The organism is Corynebacterium sp. H113 (assembly GCF_037572315.1).
Lineage (GTDB): Bacteria > Actinomycetota > Actinomycetes > Mycobacteriales > Mycobacteriaceae > Corynebacterium.
In genome coordinates this window covers 969,724-990,634 of the sequence record NZ_JBBHKZ010000002.1, presented here as the reverse complement: position 1 = coordinate 990,634, position 20,911 = coordinate 969,724, and the positions used below count along the sequence as shown (strand labels likewise).

At 56.4% G+C, this 20,911-nt stretch carries 19 protein-coding genes; 1 reads left to right on the top strand and 18 read right to left on the bottom strand.

All coding sequences use genetic code 11. The features are described 5' to 3' along the window. Positions 1-56: 56 nt before the first annotated feature. The 18 genes from WG938_RS05690 to aspS form a co-directional block, all read right to left on the bottom strand. Positions 57-1,418 carry a dihydroorotase gene (locus WG938_RS05690; RefSeq protein ID WP_339978372.1) on the bottom strand — a complete coding sequence of 454 codons (1,362 nt, stop codon included), beginning with the start codon at positions 1,416-1,418 and terminating at the stop codon, positions 57-59. Then, positions 1,415-2,371 carry an aspartate carbamoyltransferase catalytic subunit gene (locus WG938_RS05685; RefSeq protein WP_339978370.1) on the bottom strand — a complete coding sequence of 319 codons (957 nt, stop codon included), beginning with the start codon at positions 2,369-2,371 and terminating at the stop codon, positions 1,415-1,417. Before WG938_RS05685 ends, WG938_RS05690 begins: the two co-directional genes overlap by 4 nt. A 3-nt stretch (positions 2,372-2,374) precedes the next feature. Then, complete coding sequence (gene pyrR / locus WG938_RS05680; protein ID WP_339978368.1) at positions 2,375-2,947, bottom strand: bifunctional pyr operon transcriptional regulator/uracil phosphoribosyltransferase PyrR; 573 nt, start codon at positions 2,945-2,947, stop codon at positions 2,375-2,377. Positions 2,948-3,096: 149 nt separating this feature from the next. Next, positions 3,097-3,717, bottom strand: a complete 621-nt coding sequence (gene nusB / locus WG938_RS05675) for a transcription antitermination factor NusB (RefSeq protein WP_339978366.1) — start codon at positions 3,715-3,717, stop codon at positions 3,097-3,099. A 33-nt stretch (positions 3,718-3,750) separates the two neighbouring features. Continuing rightward, complete coding sequence (gene efp, locus WG938_RS05670) at positions 3,751-4,314, bottom strand: elongation factor P (RefSeq protein ID WP_339978364.1); 564 nt, start codon at positions 4,312-4,314, stop codon at positions 3,751-3,753. Positions 4,315-4,454: 140 nt separating this feature from the next. Further along, on the bottom strand, positions 4,455-5,570 hold the full coding sequence (locus WG938_RS05665) for a M24 family metallopeptidase (protein WP_339978362.1): 1,116 nt from the start codon (positions 5,568-5,570) through the stop codon (positions 4,455-4,457). A gap of 6 nt (positions 5,571-5,576) precedes the next feature. After that, positions 5,577-6,047, bottom strand: a complete 471-nt coding sequence (gene aroQ, locus WG938_RS05660; RefSeq protein ID WP_339978360.1) for a type II 3-dehydroquinate dehydratase — start codon at positions 6,045-6,047, stop codon at positions 5,577-5,579. Continuing rightward, positions 6,047-7,153 carry a 3-dehydroquinate synthase gene (aroB, locus tag WG938_RS05655; RefSeq protein WP_339978358.1) on the bottom strand — a complete coding sequence of 369 codons (1,107 nt, stop codon included), beginning with the start codon at positions 7,151-7,153 and terminating at the stop codon, positions 6,047-6,049. Before aroB ends, aroQ begins: the two co-directional genes overlap by 1 nt. 45 nt (positions 7,154-7,198) lie before the next feature. Then, positions 7,199-7,720, bottom strand: coding sequence for a shikimate kinase (locus WG938_RS05650; RefSeq protein WP_339978356.1), 522 nt, complete (start codon positions 7,718-7,720; stop codon positions 7,199-7,201). A 15-nt stretch (positions 7,721-7,735) separates the two neighbouring features. After that, complete coding sequence (gene aroC / locus WG938_RS05645; protein WP_339978354.1) at positions 7,736-8,923, bottom strand: chorismate synthase; 1,188 nt, start codon at positions 8,921-8,923, stop codon at positions 7,736-7,738. An 83-nt stretch (positions 8,924-9,006) separates the two neighbouring features. Beyond that, entirely contained in the window at positions 9,007-9,492 is a 486-nt protein-coding gene (locus tag WG938_RS05640; RefSeq protein WP_339978352.1) for an A24 family peptidase, read from the bottom strand. An 81-nt stretch (positions 9,493-9,573) separates the two neighbouring features. Then, positions 9,574-10,407, bottom strand: coding sequence for a shikimate dehydrogenase (locus WG938_RS05635; RefSeq protein ID WP_339978350.1), 834 nt, complete (start codon positions 10,405-10,407; stop codon positions 9,574-9,576). A 45-nt stretch (positions 10,408-10,452) separates the two neighbouring features. Beyond that, entirely contained in the window at positions 10,453-11,646 is a 1,194-nt protein-coding gene (mltG, locus tag WG938_RS05630; protein ID WP_339978348.1) for an endolytic transglycosylase MltG, read from the bottom strand. Between the two features lie 180 nt (positions 11,647-11,826). Further along, the gene (gene ruvX, locus WG938_RS05625; protein ID WP_339978346.1) at positions 11,827-12,321 is read right to left on the bottom strand and encodes a Holliday junction resolvase RuvX; all 495 of its coding nucleotides are present in this window, start codon (positions 12,319-12,321) and stop codon (positions 11,827-11,829) included. Between the two features lie 51 nt (positions 12,322-12,372). Beyond that, positions 12,373-15,030 carry an alanine--tRNA ligase gene (gene alaS, locus WG938_RS05620; RefSeq protein ID WP_339978344.1) on the bottom strand — a complete coding sequence of 886 codons (2,658 nt, stop codon included), beginning with the start codon at positions 15,028-15,030 and terminating at the stop codon, positions 12,373-12,375. 129 nt (positions 15,031-15,159) lie between these two features. Beyond that, positions 15,160-16,521: a replication-associated recombination protein A gene (locus tag WG938_RS05615; protein WP_339978342.1), complete on the bottom strand. Its 1,362-nt coding sequence runs from the start codon at positions 16,519-16,521 to the stop codon at positions 15,160-15,162. A 133-nt stretch (positions 16,522-16,654) separates the two neighbouring features. Continuing rightward, positions 16,655-17,836 carry a hypothetical protein gene (locus WG938_RS05610; RefSeq protein ID WP_339978340.1) on the bottom strand — a complete coding sequence of 394 codons (1,182 nt, stop codon included), beginning with the start codon at positions 17,834-17,836 and terminating at the stop codon, positions 16,655-16,657. A 56-nt stretch (positions 17,837-17,892) separates the two neighbouring features. Further along, positions 17,893-19,713: an aspartate--tRNA ligase gene (gene aspS / locus WG938_RS05605; RefSeq protein WP_339978338.1), complete on the bottom strand. Its 1,821-nt coding sequence runs from the start codon at positions 19,711-19,713 to the stop codon at positions 17,893-17,895. 185 nt (positions 19,714-19,898) lie between these two features. On the opposite strand from aspS, the gene ypfJ reads away from it, so the two are divergent. Further along, positions 19,899-20,789, top strand: a complete 891-nt coding sequence (gene ypfJ / locus WG938_RS05600; RefSeq protein ID WP_339978336.1) for a KPN_02809 family neutral zinc metallopeptidase — start codon at positions 19,899-19,901, stop codon at positions 20,787-20,789. Positions 20,790-20,911: the final 122 nt, after the last annotated feature.

Here is a 20,911-nt window from a genome sequence, read left to right as displayed (position 1 = left end):
TTCAAGTTCGGTGGTGCGAACACCATCGCTAATGTTTGTGGAAGAGGACGACGAACTCACGCTTCGACCTCACCGTCGAGTGCAGTGACTCGGCCACGCAAAACTGTAGCGGCCACAGAAACTGCCATCTCCATAGATTCGTAGGGCGTGTTGGACGACTTCGATGCGAGCTCTTCTCCAGATACCGTCCACTTCTTGCCTGGGTCGACAACCGTCAAGTTGGCTGGCTCGCCAACTGCGATTGGCCGACCATGGCCAGGAAGCTTCACGATCTCAGCGGGGCGTTCACTCATTACCTTGGCCAGCCAGCGCCAGTCACATGGTCCGTTCAGGACGAACTGTTCAGCGATGATTGGCATTGAGGTTTCAAGACCGAGCATGCCGGGCTTCGCGAACTCGAACTCGCAGCACTTCTCTTCAGAGCCGTGTGGCGCATGGTCGGTGGCTACACAGTCAATGGTGCCGTCGATGAGGGCATGGCGTAGAGCGATAGTGTCGCGATCCTCGCGAAGCGGTGGATTGACGCGGTACACACCATCGTAGGTTTCCAGCACTGCATCAGTGAGAATCAAGTGGTGTGGGGTCACTTCCGCCGTCAGCGGAATATCGTGTTCCTTAGCCCACTTCACTAATTCGACCGTGCCTTCCGTTGAGGCATGGCAAATGTGCATGCGCCCGCCGTAGTCACGGGCCATGATGGCATCACGCGCAACAATGGACTCTTCCGCAACGCGAGGCCATCCCGTCAACCCCAACCGAGCAGCTGTTGCGCCCTCGTGTGCACTTGCATCCGCGGTGAGGCGTGGATCCTCGCAGTGCTGTGCAAGCAATACGTCTTCGCCGCGGGCGTACTCAATTGCGCGACGCATGATGAGTGGATTATCTACGCACTTGCCATCGTCAGAAAACATGCGGACCTTGGCCTGAGAGTCAGCCATCATGCCGAACTCGGTCAGGTTCTGGCCCTGCAGCCCCTTTGTGATAGATCCAACCGGGTGGACATCGCACAGCCCCAGGGCCTGTGCCTTGAGCCAGACTGATTCAGCGATCGACGGATCGTCCGTCACTGGCGAGGTGTTGGCCATGGTGAATACGGCGGTGAAGCCTCCAAGCGCGGCAGCTGCCGAACCCGTAGCCAGAGTTTCAGTATCTTCGCGTCCTGGTTCCCGCAGATGTACGTGAATATCAACGAGACCTGGCAACAACACGAGCGAATCAAACTCAAGAATGCGAGCTTCTTCGCTAGATGCAGCGACATCAGCGCCGATTTCGGCGATAACACCGTCCTTCACTAGGACGTTGACGTCGTCACCTTCGCCGTATGGGCGCACACTCTTTAGCAAGAGCTCGCCGGTCGCTGGTGCTGCAAGCGGACCTACTGGTGGAAATTCTTTGTCGCTGTGATGTTCAGTAGTCACTTTGCATGTCCTTCCGAGGAAGACTCGATACCAGCTGTGAGCAGTGTGAACAGGACCGCCATGCGGACATGCACACCATTAGATACCTGCTGCAAGACAGCTGTGCGTGGCAAATCTGCAACGTGGTCGTTGATTTCCATGCCACGCAACATTGGACCAGGGTGAAGCACAACGCAGTCGTCGCGAAGCATCTTTTCCCGAGCGCGTGACAACCCATAACGGGTGGCGTACTCGCGGTGAGATGGGAAGAAACCACCGTTCATGCGTTCCTGCTGGACGCGGAGCATCATGACAGCGTCGGCATCGGGAAGCTCAGGCTCCATGCGGTGAGCAACCTGAACCGGCCAGGTCTCGACGCCAAAAGGCAACAAGGTCGGCGGTGCCACAAAGACAACCTCGGCACCGAGCTTGCTGAGCAAATCAGCGTTCGACCGCGCCACGCGCGAATGCAAGATATCGCCAACCAGGACGATCTTCCGGCCCTTGATCTCGCCCAGGCGTTGACGCAACGTCACTGCATCGAGCAGTGCCTGCGTTGGGTGCTGGTGCTTACCATCGCCAGCGTTGATCACCGATGGGCCGTTGCCGAACTCATCGGTCCAACCGGCAATCAACTTTGCGGCACCCGAAGATGGATGCCTTACGACGATCGCGTCGCCGCCAATCGCATCCAGGGTCAACGCGGTGTCCTTCAGGCTTTCGCCCTTCTTCACAGACGAAGACGATGCCGAAATATTGATGACATCGGCGCTCATCCACTTACCTGCGGTTTCAAATGACGCGCGGGTGCGAGTGGAATTCTCGTAGAACAAAGTAAAAATGGTACGACCTCGCAGGGTCGGCAGCTTCTTGATTTCGCGACCCGCAAGGGCCTCTCGGAATCGATCTGCTTCATCCATCAACTGAATGATTTCGTCCTGCGACAAATCAGCAATGCTGAGCAAATGCTTCACTTTTTACGCTCCGCCCCTAGTGAGGATGACGGAATCGACGCCATCAATGTCCTCTACAAGTACCCGGACGTCTTCACCACGCGCAGTAGGCAAATTCTTGCCGACGTAATCAGCGCGAATTGGCAGCTGACGGTGGCCTCGATCAACCAAAACCGCGAGCTGAATAATGTCTGGTCGACCAATATCGTTCAATGCATCTAGTGCAGCGCGGATGGTACGACCCGAAAAAAGTACGTCATCAACCAGGACAACAATGGTGCCATCAATACCTGCAGCAGGAATGCGCGTAGGCAATAGAGCTCGGTGTGGTCGATCCCGCAAGTCGTCTCGGAACAATGTGATGTCCAGAGAACCAGTCTCAGGGCGTATGCCCGAATATGTCTCGATACGTTCCGCCAGCCTCTCGGCCAATGGAACGCCACCGGAAGGAATACCCAGCAAAACAACGCGTTTTGCATTCGTTCCATCCAGAGCAGTCTTCTCGATGATCTGGTGCGCGATGCGCGCAACGGTCCGACTAACTTCTTCTGCATTCAACAATTCAGTTGAAGTTTCCGGAATCGTGCTGTCGCTCATCGTGACCTCCTTCCCCGCCTCTCAGTGCGGTCCGTTAAAGGATGTCCCGTGTGGACACGGATCCGAGAACAAGAATACCACCCGAGCTCCCAATCCCTGAAGGGACTCGGCGCGGGTGGTATCAAGAGTTCTACTCGCGTGACGACGAACTAGTCGTTCTTCTCCTGCTCTGAAACTTCTGCTACAGCGTGCTCGGGGGTGGCTTCGCCGTCCTGAATAACTGGTTCTGCAGAATCTGCTGGAGTTTCCTCAGTTGGAGCCTCCACCACGATCGAGCTCACGGCAGCTGCAGCCAAACGTGCCTGATCTGCAATATCAGCCTCAGCATCAAGAACAGCATTGATGTATGGCGGAGCAACATCAGTGGAGTACTCCGAGGCCAATTCAACGCCCTCAACCACTGCGACGCGAGGTGGGACCTCAGAGTTGAAGAACAGTTCCCAGGTGCTCACCCGCAAAATGGCACGGTCAACCGCCGGGATTCGGCGGAGTGGCCATTCATCCGTCAAATACGACGCAATTGTCTCGTCGATTGTGACCAGTTCAGCAGCCACGCCACGTGCGATCGTCTCGGCGTATTCCGGAACCGGGTTTACACCCGATTCTGGGTCGCGTGCCATGTCCAGGCGCTCGTCGACAAGCCTGTTGATGTCAACGCCACGCTGCTCGGCTTCGAAAAGCAAGTCAACGGCGCGACGACGCGCGCGGTAGCGGGAACCATGACGCTTGTAGTTGGTTTCCCGCTTACCCTTGGTGTCCTTATCGGTCATTGAAAATCAGATTCTGCTTTCAACCGAGATGGGTTAGTTGTTGACGCGAGTGACGTACGAGCCGTCGCGCGTGTCGATCTTCAGGATGTCGCCGGTCTCGATGAACAGTGGAACCTGAACCTCTGCGCCGGTTTCCAAGGTAGCTGGCTTGGTGCCACCGCTGGAACGGTCGCCCTGCAGGCCTGGGTCGGTGTGCTGCACTGCAAGCTCAACTGCGACAGGCATTTCCGCGAAAAGAACCTGACCTTCGTGGAAAGAAACCTGTACCTGGGTGTTCTCGATCAAGAAACGAGCACCCTCGCCCATGAGAGCTGGAGCAACGTTGATCTGGTCGTAGGTCTTGTCATCCATGAGGACGAAGTCTTCGCCTTCGCGGTACAGGTAGGTCATGTCGCGACGGTCGACCGTTGCCACATCGACCTTGACACCTGCGTTGAACGTCTTGTCGGTGACCTTGCCGGTGACGACGTCCTTCAGCTTCGTACGAACGAATGCTGGACCCTTGCCCGGCTTAACGTGCTGGAATTCAACGATCTGCTGCAGCTTGTTGTCGATCTGCAGCACAAGGCCGTTCTTAAAGTCAGACGTGGATGCCACGGAATCTCCTGTAAATGATCTAAACGCGAGTATTGACCTGTTAACGATACCCCTCAAGCGGTTCGACTTGAAATGGCACGCCGAATCCTGTGGACATTTATCCACATTTGCCCAGGTGGGTGGTCGCTACGCCGTGGTCTCTACTTTGGAAATTCCGTGATGATCTCGGGTTCCCCATCAGTAATGATGAGTGTGTCTTCAATGCGTACGCCACCCATATCCGGTACATAAATTCCCGGCTCAATTGTGAGCGTCATACCTGGCTCCAGCGTGCCACTCCCCGACATTGCAGCAAATGGAGCTTCGTGGACATCAATACCAATGCCATGTCCAGTCGAATGAACGAAGAATGCTCCGTACCCGGCCTTGTCAATCACGGAACGGCTAGCTTTATCTACGTCAACAAGTGCAGTTCCGGCTCGTGCTGCGTCTATACCGGCACGCTGCGCCTCCAGCGCAATGTTGTAAATCTTCCGCGAAAACTCACTTCCAGATTCGAAGCCACCGACAATGAACGTGCGCGTCATGTCAGAGTTATAGCCACCGGCAAACGCTCCGAAGTCAATGGTGACCAGGTCGCCGTCGACAAGCTTTCGGTCTTCAGCGCCGTGATGTGGGCGCGCGGAATTCGGTCCAGAAGCCACAATGGTGTCGAAGCTAGGCCTGTCCGCGCCCCGAATCCGCATCCGGTATTCAAGTTCCGCAGCAACTTCGCGCTCGCTCTTGCCCGCGACAATCAGATCCGCAACTACGAGATCGTGGAGAGCCTCTACTGCAATCGATGCCGCGTGACGCAGTGCGTGCAGTTCAGCTGCGTTTTTCACTTCCCGAAGTTTTTCCACCACCCCGGTGGTATGAACCAGTTCGGGCTTGACGACGTCTTCTCGTGCATCAGCATCTACTGCGGTGGTGAGCTTGGCAAGCTCTGCGACGCTGACATGCGCTGCTTCGACACCGATGCGACGTGGCGTGGCTGATGTGGTGTCGCCGAGGAGCGTTCCAATCAAGGCAGCTGCGCACGCTCGAGCTCGAATCGATGGAACATCTGGTGCTTGAGCTTTGACTTGTTCTGTATAGCGACCATCAGTTGCGATCGTCGCAGTGCCATCTGCCGTGCATAGCAACGCAGCATTGGAACTTGCGAAGCCTGTCAACCATTGAACATGAGTAGGCAAGCTGGTGATGAAGCAATCACAGCCACTCTCGGCCAAGGCTGCTGCAAGTCGGGATCGTCGTTCAGCGTGGACTGAGCTCATATCTCATCAAGCCTTTGCCCAGTTGGTAACGGCCTTCGCGGCTTGGCGCAAAGCAAGACCATAGCCGTCAGTACCACAGCCAACGATAATGCCGGAGGCTAGTGGCGAAAGATAGGAATGCGCGCGGAATGGCTCGCGTGCATGCACGTTTGAGATGTGAACTTCCCAGAAACCAGCTTCGTCAGCGACTTCGGCCAACGCGTCTCGAAGGGCAACTGACGTGTGGGTAAAGCCACCTGGATTAATGATCACGGGCAACTTCTTATCGGCAGCCTCATGAGCCCACTCGATGAGTTGCCCCTCGTAGTTTGACTGACGGCAGTCCACCGACACGCTTAGATCTTCCGCGAGTTCGTGCAGCTCTGCTTCGACGTCGGCAAGGGTCGTGGCGCCGTAGATGTCTGGCTGTCGCTTTCCTAGACGATTGAGGTTAGGTCCATTGAGAACAAGAACTGTTGGCACGTGCTTTTCCGCCATTAGAGCCCCTTCCTCGCTGATGCAGCTGCAGCAGGAACACCATTGTCGACCGTTGTTTCATAAGCGGTACGCAACAGTTCCTCGCTTGGGCCGACCAAACGGTCGGTCGCACCAGGAGCGGTCAACACGACAAAGCGAATGTTGCCGGCGCGATTCTTCTTGTCACGGGCCATGCCGTCGAAAAGTTCGTCGTAAAGTCCGGCATCGTAAGTGGTGGGAAGCCCGATGGATTCGAGAATTGTGCGATGGCGATCTACAAGCTCCTGATCAATGAGGCCAGCTGCCTTCGCAAGCTCTGCAACGTACACCATGCCAACGGCAACTGCGTGGCCGTGACGCCAGCGGTACTCTTCGTAACGCTCAACAGCGTGGCCGAACGTGTGACCGTAGTTGAGAATCTCGCGGAGACCAGCCTCCTTCAAATCTTCACTCACAACATGTGCTTTGACTTCGACCGCGCGTTGGATCAGCTCTGGAAGGTGCTTATCGACGTCCAAACAGCCCGCTGGGTCAGACTCGTACAAATCCAAGATCCTGGTGTCAACAATGAAGCCTGCCTTGATGATCTCTGCAGATCCGGCGATCAATTCTTCTGTTGGCAACGTGCGCAGGAAATCGAGGTCGAGGAACACTGCGCGTGGTTCGTGGAATGCGCCCACGAGGTTCTTTCCGGCTGCCGTATTGATGCCGGTCTTGCCACCAACAGCTGCGTCGACCATGGCCAGCAACGTGGTGGGAACCTGGATGACATCAATGCCACGCATCCATGCTGCAGCTACGAAGCCACCTAGGTCTGTCGCAGCGCCGCCACCCACTGCGATCACTGCATCCTTGCGGCCCATGCGCTTCTCGCCAAAGAGATCCCACAGGCGCTCGCACACATCAAGGGTCTTTCCTGCCTCGGCATCCGGGACTTCCACCAAGAATGCGTTCTTGCCGAGAGCGACCAATGCGTCAGAAATCGCCTGCGCACCTGGCGCCACACTACCCTGATGAATGATGGCAATATTCGCAGCGAAGGATGCAGCCTCAGCAATGTCCTTCGTCAATCCGTAGCCCATATGGACCTGGTATGGAGCTGGACCGTTGACGTCAATGATGGTCATTGTGAAGTAAACATCCTTTCGCAGATGAAGGCACTCTACAACAATTTACGCTTCGTCTTCCTCAACATCGAGATAGCTCAGGATTTCAGACACGACGCGCTGGGGAGAACGCTGATCTGAACGAACCTTGAAGCTCGCTGCCTCTTCATAAAACGGTGTTCGATACTCCAACAGAGCCCGGTAGTGCGCCGCCGGATCCTCTGCTGCCAGAACGGGGCGGGTGTTCTCGTTTGCTGTACGACGAATCCCCTCTTCGGCACTTACTTCGAGGTACACAACGGGATGATTTGCCAACCGCTCACGGGTCGCTGCTGACAGGACCGCACCACCGCCCAAAGAAATGATGCCTTCATGAGTAAGCGCTTCAGCAACGACATCTTCTTCAACACGACGAAACTCAGGTTCTCCGAGACGAGTGAAGACATCGCCACATGTCCCGTTCTCGCGGGCCTCGATCATGTGATCTGTGTCCGTCAAGGGGACGTTCATGGCCCGCGCTAGACGACGTCCAATTGTCGATTTTCCAGAGCCTGGTGGGCCAATAAGTACGACTAATGGTGTAGCCATTCCTGCGTTTGCGTCCTATTCCCAATCGAGACGACGAGAGACCTGCTCAAGGTAACCCGAAACGTTTCGCTTTGTCTCGGTGAGGCTGTCCCCACCGAACTTCTCAAGTACAGCCTTGGCAAGCGTCAAGGCCACCATTGCCTCGGCCACAACGCCGCCAGCAGGTACAGCACACACATCTGAACGCTGGTGAATTGCAGTCGCTGCAGCACCCGTAGCCATGTCCACGGTCTTCAGCGCACGAGGAACGGTGGAAATTGGCTTCATGGCAGCACGGACAACCAGTGGCTGACCGTTAGTCATGCCACCTTCCAAACCACCAGCGCGGTTTGTCAGACGATCGACACCGGTTTCGGTACGCACCATTTCGTCGTGTGCCTTCGTGCCTCGACGGCGTGCTTCCTCAAAGCCATCGCCAATTTCGACACCCTTGACCGATTGGATGCCCATCAACGCGCCAGCAAGCTGTGCATCCAGGCGCGCTTCGCCCGAAATGTGAGAGCCGAGTCCAACTGGCAAACCATGGACGACTACCTCAACAATGCCGCCAAGCGTATCGCCTTGCTTCTTCGCAGCCTCAATCTCAGCGACCATCGACTCCTCGGCGTCCTTGGCGAACGCGCGGACTGGAGACTCATCGATAGCTGTTTGGTGTGCAAACGTTGGCAGCGGGCCGTCGTAAGGCTCGGACTCACCAATTGAGATCACATGGCTGGTGACTTCAACGCCGAGCGTCTCTCGGAGAATAGACCGAGCGATGGTCGCCGCAGCGACTCGCGCGGCAGTTTCGCGCGCGGAGGAGCGTTCCAAGATGTTGCGGGCATCGTCATGGTCGTACTTCAACATGCCGTTGAAATCTGCATGGCCTGGTCGTGGTCGCGTCAAGGTCGCACCGCGAGCGGTGTCGAGTTCCTCTGGATCTACCGGATCAGCGGACATCACGGTGGTCCACTTTGGCCACTCGGTGTTGCCAATCATGAGAGCAACTGGGGAACCCAAAGTTTTTCCATGGCGGATTCCGCCAACCATCGTTACCTCATCTGCCTCAAACTTCATTCGCGCGCCGCGCCCATAGCCGAGCCGGCGTCGAGCAAGCTGGTACGAAATATCCTGAGAGGTAACTGGGATTCCGGCGGGTACGCCTTCGATCATGGCAATCAAAGCCTGACCGTGCGATTCGCCTGCGGTAGTCCAACGAAGCATGGCTAACATAATGGCATGACATGGCAACGATTGGGTTTTTGGGTGCCCTTAACGCGTGGCGCAACTCCCCCAAATCGGGTTTCTTAGACTGGTAACACCAACAACGCTGTTGCTAGCAACATGCCGGGCCCATGCGGAACATGCCCTATACGCTGCATTTTCGTGGGGTCACGGGGGCGCAGCAGCGTGCTCGTCCCCCACATCATTATCCCGAGCGTGCCAGTGATAACTCCAGCGAGTGCTATCGCCAGAAATACGGCCAGCAATGTTTCCCACCCCGGACGCGCACTTCCGAAGAGCGCTACAAGGGCTCCAGTGGTCACCGCCAACTTTATGTCTCCGCCACCCATCGCTTGTGGCTTGACGACGGCTATGCCCGCATACAACAACGCCCACACCACGCCACCAGCAATTGCTGCTCGAACGTCACCTACAACGAAACTTACGATGAGCGCGCCGATGCCACCGATGAGGGTAAGTGAGTCAGGCAAACGCCGGTAACGGAAGTCATACCAGCACAACGACAGTGCCCATACCAGCCCCATCAGACATAACAGCCCCGATCCCATGGCTGTGACCTTAGGTCAGGCATGAGAACGAGGCTGAAGAGTCGAACTAGCTATCCACAATGAGGGAACAATCCACAAGTTCTAGTTAGCACCGTCAACATCGGCATAGAGCGCTGATCGCATCGCATCTGCGGGGGCTGAGACTCCAGTGAACTGCTCGAACTGGCCGAGCGCCTGATGCAGCAACATCGACAGGCCGTCCACAGCAGAGTGCCCGTTGGCGAGTGCCGCTGCAACCAGGGCCGTCGGACGAGGATCGTAGATGACGTCCAAGACTTTAGGTGCTCGGGCCAGTTGGTTGGTCACGCCTTCCAATGCGGCTGCCGGCACCGTCGATACAAGAACATCCGCAGCACCCGCAATATCCGCAAGGTTTGGCACAGTGAACTCCACCCACACAAACTCGACACCAAGCTGAGCAGCGAGCGGCTCCAAGGCATAAGCGCGTTCCGACCGCGCTACAACAGTCAGATGAGTGACACCAACCTGAGCTAACGCCCACAATGCTGGCCGTGCAGTACCACCCGCACCAACAAGCACAGCACGACCGTTAGAAAGCTTCGTGATCCCGAGTTCTGCCAAGGCCCCGGTGACACCATCGCAGTCCGTATTGTCAGCTCGCCACCCACTATCAGTTCGAACGAGGGTATTCGCCGAACCAATGGCGCGGGCGCGCGGAGTCGATTCCGTCGCAAAGTTTAGTGCAGCGAACTTCCCTGGCATGGTTACCGAAAAGCCACGGTAGCTTTCGTCGCACGTGCCGACGAGGGCTGGCAACGACTCGGCATCACATTGGAAGCGACCGTACTCCCACTCCGATAGCCCCGCGGCGGCGTAACCAGCGTTGTGGATCAAAGGCGATCGGGAGTGTTCGATTGGATCGCCGAGTACGGCAGCGCGATAACGCACGCTCATGGATGTCCTCTCGAAGGAAGTGGCGTGAGGCTAGGTGCGGAAAACTTACCGGTTTGAGTCTAGGACGCCGTTCTGACGCGACAACTCGATTGCAGCCTCGTGTTCCTCGAAGGTCGTATTGAACACGGTGGTGCCTTCAAGGTCGATGGTGACGAAGTACAGCCACGTGCCGTCGGCTGGGTTCTCCATAGCCTGGATAGCTTCCAGCGATGGAGATGAAATTGGAGTCGCAGGCAGTCCATCCATCGCGTAGGTATTCCACGGTGTCTGACGAGCACGATCTTCGTCAGACGTTGCAACTTCCTGCTCGGTCAAGTCGTAGTTAACCGTCGAGTCGAACTGCAGCTGCATCGGCTCGTGCAGACGGTTCAAGATCACGCGCGCTACCTTGTCAAAGTCGCCGTCTGGCGACTCCATCTGAATCAGCGACGCAGCCGTAATCAAGTCGTATGGAGCGAGGCCGACCGTTTCTGCAGCCGTAGTCAGTCCGGTCTCTTCATAAGACTCGGTGGATGACGTAATCAGCTTCGTCAAGATCTCCTTGGCGTTGCTTTCTGGGTGGAACTGGTGGATGCCAGGAGTGATCAAGCCTTCGATACGACGAGGATCATTGCCCTGCGCCAGAACTCGGTCACGCGCCCAGTCTGGGACACCGAGCTCAGCTGGATCGGTATTAGCTGCGACCTGTTCGAACTCTTCCTTGGTGATGCACTGGTCTTCCCCAGTGCACGACGCCTCAGAGAGCAACGTGTAAATGCCCTTACGAACGTCGTTTGCCGCGACAACCTTGATGTCGGTCAAGCGGGTGCCCGTCGGAATATCGACATTGCCAGCCTGCTTTTCCGGGTCAAGGAGAGCAGCTACCGCTGATTGAGCCGACATGTGCTCTTCCAGGCGGTAGAAACCAGGCTGTAGGTTGTCGGAATCGGGGTTGTCGTTGGCTGCGGACATAAATGCACTTGTCGTTGCGACGATGCCCTTGTCCACGAGCTCCTGAGAAATGTCCGACAGCGATGAGCCCTGTGCTACTTCAACAATCACCGGTTTACCGTTGCCGTCCCCATTGAAGTCTCCACCTACACCTCCGCGTGTCCACATGAGGCCTACACCGGCAATGATGATGACGCTGAGAAGGATGGACGTAATGTTGATGGCGAGCGCCGTCTGGCGACGACGAATCCTCTTAGACTTACCCTTACGCGCCTTCGTGGTACGGGCAGCGTTAGCGCCACGCCTCATGTGGGACTCCTCAGGATGCGGATATGGACTAATTCAGAAGTGATCGAATGGCACGAGAATGTGGGCATGCCACAGCGTGCCTGCCCCGAACTCTAAACCAAACATTCAGGTTCTCTTAGTAATAAAACCCTATGTGGGCACCAAAAGTCACCTTTTCGTTATCGACGGCGAGTCGAAATGTTACAAATTCAGGTTGCGTTTGCGGGTATCCAACCACATTTGGAGGATTTCCACCGCTGCAGCCTGGTCAATTACACTTCGCCCCTGCTTTGTGTTGATGCCAGCCTGGTGTAACCGCGATTGGGCAACGACCGACGTCATACGCTCGTCCGCGTAGCTAATCGTAACGTCGTCGCCGAGTCTCCGCTTCAATCGGAAGCCAACTTCAGCTGCCTTGCGAGCAGACGTTCCGAACTCACCGTTCAACATCTTCGGAAGCCCGATCACAATCTCAATCACCCCGTAACTGGTGGCGATCTCCACCATTCGGTCAATATCGGGACCATCCGGATCTTTTCGACGAGTCTGTGTCTGCACATTCTCGACGGGAGTGGCCAAAATACAGTCAGGATCAGAAATAGCCACCCCGATTCGGGCATCTCCAACATCCAAGCCAAGTCGACGACCTGGTCCTGGATCATTGACTCCTGGAGTATCGAATGCGAGGCGGCTCATCGCTGTTCCTCTGGTTCTCTCGTTCTGTAGCGTTCTTCGCGATGCTGCTGGCTACTGCAGTTCGTCGGCAATCGCGTTCAAACCGGCATCAATGCCCGTGGCGTCGGATCCGGAACCCTGTGCCAACTGAGGCTTTCCGCCACCGCGGCCACCGATCTTGGCTCCAAGAACTTTCACGAGATCGCCAGCCTTGTAGCCCTTCTCGACGGCGCCGTCGGTAACAGCAACGGCGAAAGGTGCCTTGCCGTCGGTGTCCGCAACAAGTGCAATCACCGCGGGCTTGCTGGACAAGCGGCCACGAAGGTCGTTTGCCAAGGAGCGAATGTCCTTCGCCTGCGTACCGTTTGGCAACTTCAGCCCCAAGTAGGTGATGTCACCAATAGTGCGTGCCTGATCCAGATGCGAAGCGGCATTTGCCAGTAACTGCTGTGCCTTAAGTTCTTCCAGCTTCTTCTCTGTTGCCTTCAACTTCTCGGCGAGCTGAGCGATACGATCTGGAACCTCAGCCGACGGTGCCTTGAACTCGGCGGACAGACGCTCGGCCAGAAGTCGCTCGGTAGACAGGTAACGGAACGAATCCATACCGGAGTATGCCTCGATACGACGAATACCCGAACCTACCGACGATTCTCCCAACACAGCGACAGGGCCAATCTGAGATGAGTGCGTCACGTGGGTACCACCACAGAGTTCCATCGAGAATGGGCCACCCACCTCGACGACGCGTACACGATCGCCGTAATTTTCGTTGAACAGGGCCATGGCACCCATCTTCTTAGCCTCGTCCAGAGAGGTCTCGATGGTGTTCACTGCCCAGTCGTGATCGACAGCCTGGTTGGTGATCTGCTCGATCTGACGCAACTGATCAGGGGTCAATGCCTCACCGTACTTGAAGTCGAAGCGCAGGTAACCCGGCTTGTTCATGGAACCAGCCTGTGTTGCTGTCTCGCCAAGAACCTGGCGAAGCGCACCATGAATCAAGTGAGTGGCAGTGTGTGCCTGACGTGCAGAGTGACGCCATGCCTTATCGACCTGAGCCTCTGCGGCTTCCCCAACTACTACTTCACCGTTGGAAACGACACCCTTGTGCAGCCAGACCTTCTTACCAACCTTCTGCACATCGGTGATGTCTACGATTGCGCCCGAAGCCGTAACAATACGACCCTGGTCCGCGATCTGACCGCCCGATTCTGCGTACAGAGGAGAGCGGTCCAGGATCAGTTCCACTTCCTGACCTTCGTGCGCTGCTGGCAGTAGCTCGCCAGTCGAAACCAGGCCGATGACCTTCGACTCGTCGACAAGCTTGTCGTAGCCGGTGAAAACGGTTGGGTGCTCGTCGATGAACTCGCGGTAGATACCGAGGTCTGTGTGCGACTTCTTCTTAGCCTTGTTATCGGCCTTTGCACGAGCGCGCTGCTCGGCCATTTCGCGGTCGAACTCTTCTCGATCTACAGAAAGCCCGGCTTCGGCGGCCATTTCCATCGTCAGATCGATCGGGAAACCGTGCGTGTCATGGAGTGCAAAAGCGGTGCTGCCAGCAAGCTCGGTTGCGCCCGACGACTTTGCCTTGGTGGCAGCCTCTTCAAAGAGCTTCGTGCCAGCTTCGAGGGTCTTCAGGAATGCCTTTTCCTCACCCAATGCAACAGAGCGGATGCGCTCCCAGCTGTCAGCGATTTCTGGGTACGACGGGGTCATGGTCTGACGAGCGGTATTCAGCAGCGCCTCCAGGGTCTGTCCCTGCGCGCCCAGCAGACGTGCCGAGCGAATGATTCGGCGCAACAAACGACGCAGAATATAGCCACGGTCAGTGTTCGACGGCGTAACGCCGTCGAGCATGAGCATCAAGCCGGTACGGCAGTGGTCAGCGATAACGCGAAAACGGATGTCATCGGTGTTGTTGGCACCGTACTTCGAGCCAGTCATTTCTTCGGCAGTATCAATCACTGGACGAAGCAGGTCAGTTTCGTAAACGTTCTCAACGCCTTGGAGCAAGAACGCTACGCGCTCAATACCCATGCCGGTGTCGATGTTCTGCTTAGGCAATGGGCCGAGAATCTCGAAGTTATCCTTGCCGGTGCCTTCGCCACGCTCGTTCTGCATGAACACGAGGTTCCAGATTTCGATGTAGCGGTCTTCGTCGGCTACTGGGCCACCCTCGATGCCGTAGTCAGGGCCACGGTCGTAGAAGATCTCGGAGCATGGGCCGCATGGTCCTGGAACGCCCATGGACCAGTAGTTGTCTTCCATGCCACGACGCTGGATGCGCTCTTCCGGAATGCCGACCTTGTCTCGCCAAATGTCGTGCGCCTCGTCGTCATCCAGGTACACGGTCACCCACAGCTTTTCGGCTGGGATGCCAAAACCGCCGTCGTCAAGTGAACCAGTCAGCAGGTTCCAGGCGTGGGTGATGGCACCCTCCTTGAAGTAATCACCAAAGGAGAAGTTGCCTGCCATCTGGAAGAACGTATTGTGGCGAGTCGTAATCCCGACTTCTTCAATATCCAGCGTACGAACACACTTCTGAATCGACGTTGCGGTCGAGTACTCAGGCGTTTCATTGCCAAGGAAGTATGGCTTGAACGGCACCATACCTGCGTTGACGAACAACAGGTTTGGGTCATCTAAAACGAGAGACGCGCTAGGAACCTCGGTATGTCCAGCTTTGACGAAATGCTCGATGAAGCGCTTTCGAATTTCATGAGTCTGCACGGTGGTTTCGTCCCTCGTTTCACGTCGTGCTCGAATGTTGTTTTACAAATTGGAAAGCATACCCGCTTATCCCCCGGCACCGTGTATTCACCCTGGTCAAACTTCGGGGCTTTACGACGGTGCTCGTCGTCAACGCTTATCCCGCACAATGCGCCGAATATTGCCGAGGTGCGTTGCCATCCCGTTTTCCCGGCCGTGGGTGGTCGGCTCATAGTAGATACAATCTGCGAGGTTGTCCGGCGGATACTGCTGTGCCACGACACCACGTGGGTCGCTATGCGGATATTGATAATCAACCGCATTGCCCATTGCTTTGGCACCCGAGTAATGCCCATCCCGCAAGTGCGGTGGCACGGCACCGGTCTTTCCTCGGCGAACGTCCTTTAATGCAGCATCAATAGCGTTGATAACCGAGTTGGATTTGGGCGCTGTTGCTAGATGGATGACGGCTTGGGCAAGAGTCAACCGTGCTTCTGGCATGCCGATCATCTGCACAGCGTGAGCTGCTGCAACCGCGGTCTGCAAAGCAGACGGATCGGCCATGCCAATGTCCTCGCTGGCCAAGATGATGATGCGACGCGCAATGAAACGAGGGTCTTCCCCGCCGTCGATCATTCGAGCCAAATAGTGCAATGCGGCGTCAACATCAGAACCACGCACTGACTTAATGAAAGCACTAGTGACATCATAGTGCTGATCGCCATCGCGGTCATACCGCACAACTGCCTTGTTCACTGCAGCTTGGACAGTCGCTTCATCCAATGTTTCACCATCGGCGACGCCTTCAGCTGCAGCTTCCAAATAGGTCAACGATCTGCGCGCATCGCCTGAAGCCAGTGCCACGAGTTGCTTCAACGCGCCGTCGTCAAGCGTGATCCGGCCGGCAAGACCACGCTCATCGGTAGCGGCTCGAGTAATGACATCGGCAATGTCATCGTCTGACAATGGTTCCAACTGCAGAAGTAGCGACCGGCTAAGTAACGGCGACACAACCGAAAAGGATGGATTCTCTGTGGTCGCTGCCACCAATAAGACTGTGCGGTTCTCGACAGCGCCCAAAAGTGCATCTTGCTGCGTTTTGGAAAATCGATGCACCTCGTCGATGAACAAGACTGACTGCACGCCCTCTCGAACCAAGTGCGTGCGCGCCCGTTCGATCACCGCACGGACTTCCTTCACACCAGCGTTGAGGGCACTGAGTGCTTCAAAACGACGGCCCGTTGACGTAGAAATCAAACTCGCTAGCGTGGTCTTACCCGTTCCCGGCGGGCCAAACAAGATCACGGAGGTATCCCCGCCACCTTCTACGAGACGACGGAGCGGTGCGCCTTCGCCCAATAAGTGCTTCTGTCCTACGACTTCAGACAGATCTCGGGGACGCATCCGTACAGCCAGTGGTGCGTGTCGTCCCGGATGGAAAAATTCCGATGGCGAAGACACGTCAGGCTGGCTGTTGCTTCCTGGGGTATCGAACAATCCTGGTTCAGTCATTTGCTACCAGGGTAACTGGTGGCCCGGATTGGTCGAATTCGCAAGCGACAATGCAACCTACAGTCCCCGTGGCAGGGATCCGCTACGCCCCCCCCCTTAGCGACCGGGCGGGAAATACGGACGACGCCCGACGTTATGCGCTCAAATGAGCAAGCAGGTCTTCGGCAAACTGGCGTACTTCTTTTGCTCGGTTGTCCTCGCACATAGAAGCAACATCTAGCAACGCCGACGTCGTATTCTCTAGGTCTGCTCGCTGATGGTCGCCACCGCCAAGCTCTGAAGTGGACAAGTCTATCTCTCCCCGCTTCACGCCAAGCCCTTGCTCAGCAGAGCCAAAGTGCACGACAGAAACAGAAATCAACGTCCAACCAATGAGTGCAGCGATAACGCGGGTATGCAGTACCCGGTCATCAGCACTCTTGTGCCAAATGCTGCGCACCTCTTCCGCCCACGCACGGATAAAGACCTCCGTCTCGGCACGGGTTGGTCGAGTGGAGAAGGAATGCAAAGGGAACCCAGCCACGACACTCGCAACATCAAAAACTGCGTCGCGGTAGCCTGCCCACTCGTAATCCAAGAAGACCACGCGGTTGGCCATCAAGATATTGCTTGGGTCCAAGTCGAAGGGAGTGAAGGCGCGGTGATGGCCGGAAGCGAGTCGTCGAGAAGCATCGAGAGCAAAGCTTTCCACACCTGGCGGAACGTCGATTCCCGCCGAACGCAGCACATCGAGACCGAACTCGATCGACTCCACGATGCCTCGATCACGCGCGCCGACTACATCTTCTTTGCCGCGATGCTTCGACCACAGCCTGCGCAGCAAAGCATTGAAACCGTCTTCCCGGTGCGCTGTGCCAACATGCATCCGGCCGAGCGCACCGCCGAGTGAACGGTAAAGCTTCATCCGCTGTTCGTCGTCTGCACGTCCCAAAACATCCATGAGGGTGTCTGCGTCGCCTGCATCGGAGATCACCAGAATTCGCTTGTCGACGTCGTATGCGAGCAGCTCCGGCCCAGGCCGAACTGACTCCGGAAGCGAGGTGGCAAATTGATAGGCGACGATTTCTCGCAGCAGAGCTGGGTCAGCACCTTCCGCAGAGCTCTTTGGAAGCTGTTTGACCACAATGGATCGGTTTGGCAGGAACGGATTTGGGGAAACGCGCATTCGTAGTACCAACGAGCGCCCGCTTCCGCCTAGATTCTCGGGATCGGTCAGTTCAGGCCGACCACCGAAACGGCTTGCCAGGAGGTCTCCCGCCAACGAAATGGCATGGTTGAACTCTTGCAGCTCTTCTCCGTCCAGTGACTGATCCATAACACGCGTGCGCGTAAGCGCCTTTCTCTATCAATTAAGCAGTACCAGTGGCGTCGTTACGCCTTGTTGCTGGTAGCTTCCTTTTCACTCTTGTTTACTGGACGCTTTGGCTTAGCGTCAATGCCGGACTCCTTGCGCTGCTGAGGCGTGATCTCCGACGGTGCATCGGTCAATGGGTCAACGCCACCACCCGACTTAGGGAACGCAATGACTTCGCGGATCGACTCGACACCCGCAAGCAACGAGACGATGCGGTCCCAGCCGAATGCAATACCGCCGTGGGGTGGTGCGCCAAAGGCGAAGGCGTCGAGCAGGAAGCCAAACTTCTCCTGAGCTTCTTCGGCGCCAATTCCCATGACGTCGAAGACTCGTTCCTGTACAGAACGCTGGTGAATACGGATGGAGCCGCCACCAATTTCGTTGCCGTTGCAGACAATGTCGTACGCGTATGCGAGCGCCTCGCCTGGTTCCTTGTCGAAGGTGTCCAAGCACTCCGGTTTTGGCGACGTGAAGGCGTGGTGCACTGCAGTCCACTTAGAGTGGCCGAGAGCAACATCGCCCGAGGCCTTAGCATCAGCTGCTGGCTCAAACATTGGAGCATCAACGACCCAGGTGAAGGCCCAGTCGCCTTCCTTGATCAGACCCAGCTTGTTTGCGATCTCGCCACGGGCTGCGCCAAGCAGCGCACGGGACGACTTGGCATCGCCAGCTGCGAAGAAGATGCAGTCGCCTGGTTTCGCGCCGACGTGAGCTGCAATTCCAGCGCGCTCTTCATCAGTGATGTTCTTGGCTACCGGACCGCCCAATTCGCCGTCCTCACCAACGAGAATGTATGCAAGGCCCTTGGCGCCACGCTGGCGTGCCCAGTCCTGCCATGCATCCAGCTGACGACGTGGCTGGGAAGCGCCACCTTCCATGACTACAGCGCCCACGTACTCGTTCTGGAACACACGGAAGGTGGTGTCCTTGAAGAACTCAGTGCACTCCACAAGCTGAATGTCGAAACGAAGATCCGGCTTATCGGAGCCGTACTTCTCCATCGCGTCCTTGTAGGTCATACGAGGAATCGGCGTGGAGATGTCGTACCCAGCTTCCTTCCAGATCGCAACCAGAATCTCTTCAGCAAGCGCGATGACATCGTCCTGCTCGACGAAGCTCATTTCGACGTCAAGCTGAGTGAACTCTGGCTGACGGTCAGCGCGGAAGTCTTCGTCACGGTAGCAACGAGCGATCTGGTAGTAGCGCTCCATGCCAGACACCATGAGTAGCTGCTTAAACAGCTGTGGTGACTGTGGCAATGCGTAGAAAGTACCTGGCTTCAAGCGGGCTGGGACGAGGAAGTCACGTGCGCCTTCTGGGGTCGAGCGGGTCAGCGTTGGGGTCTCAATTTCCGTGAAATCATGAGAATCCAGGACTGAACGAGCTGCACGGTTGACAGCAGCACGCAAACGCATGATCTTGTGTGGACCTTCACGACGCAGGTCGAGGTAGCGGTACTTGAGTCGGGTTTCTTCGCCGACTTCGTTTGCACTGGACTGGTCATCCAACTGGAAAGGCAGTGCTGCAGACTCATTGAGAATCTCAAGCTCAGTGACGTTTACTTCAATGTCACCGGATGCAAGATTAGGGTTTTCGGAACCTGCTGGTCGCGGCTCAACGACGCCCGTGACCTTGATGCAGTATTCGCTACGGAGATGGTGCGCGCGCTCGGCAACATCGGAGTTACGGAATACGACCTGAGCGATACCGGAACGGTCGCGCATGTCAATGAAGATCACTCCACCATGGTCGCGGCGACGAGCCACCCAACCGGTTAGGGTGACGGTATTTCCAGCCTGGTCAGCACGAAGTTCACCAGCGAGATGCGTACGAAGCACTGCTTTACGGTCCTTCCACATAAATGGGGTTTCAGTAGCCCAAAGACCAGTCTGAAAATGACTGGTGGGCAAGCGTCCAAAAGATTCTACCTGTTACCCCCGCAACGATAGTTCTTTGGGGCATTTTTGGAGATTTGGAGCAAGCATGCGCAGGAAACGCTTCGATACCTGCCATAATTGATGGCATGACATTTCGTGGGGATTTTCAGAAGGGCTCGAATCGCGCTTCCACTGGCGGTCGCGCCGGTGGTGTCGCGGTCGGCGGCGGTATTGGCAGTCTCTTGCTTGTTGGCCTCTATCTCCTATTCGGAGGCAACCCGGGCAATGTAGATGACATCATGGGCCTCGGCGCTGGCGGTAACGAACAGGGCCAAATCGAACAGGGCGCTGGAGGTCTCGAGCACTGCAAAACTGGCGAAGACGCGAACAAGTACGTCGATTGCCGTATCGAGTACACCGGCATCTCCGTAGACCGAGTATGGCAGGAGCAGCTGCCTAAGCAGGCCGGCATCGAGTACGAGGTTCCCGGCATGGTGATTTTCAAGAACTCTACTCAGTCGGGTTGCGGCATGGCGTCGTCGTCGACAGGCCCGTTCTATTGCCCTGCAGATAACACGTCGTACTACGACACTTCGTTCTTCGACATGCTAGAGCGCATGGGCGGTGGCGATGGCCCGCTTGCACAGGAGTATGTCGTGGCGCACGAGTTCGGTCACCACATCCAAAAGCTTGAAGGCACGTTGGGTCGTTCCAATTACAACGAGCCAGGCCCAGAGTCTGATGCAGTGAAGATTGAGTTGCAGGCAGACTGCTATGCAGGCATGTGGGCGCACTATGCAGACAAGGGTCCAGACGCAATCATTGAGCCGTTGACCGACGAACAGGTCTCGGATGCCGTTCAGACTGCACAAGCCATTGGCGATGACACTATTCAGAAGCACAGTGGTGGCGAGATTCAGCCAGATTTGTGGACGCACGGATCATCCGAGCAGCGTATGCAAGCATTCTTGACGGGATACAAGACCGGCAAGATGTCTCAGTGTGACACGTTGAACCGCGGTGTTTATCGCGACTAGTCGACGCTAGCTTTACGACGATCCCCTGAAGGCCACTTCCCCTCTTGGCGGCGGTGGCCTTTCACTAACCCCCGTTGTTGACATGTCACATACATGCTACGGTTGGACCTAATCGACAAAAG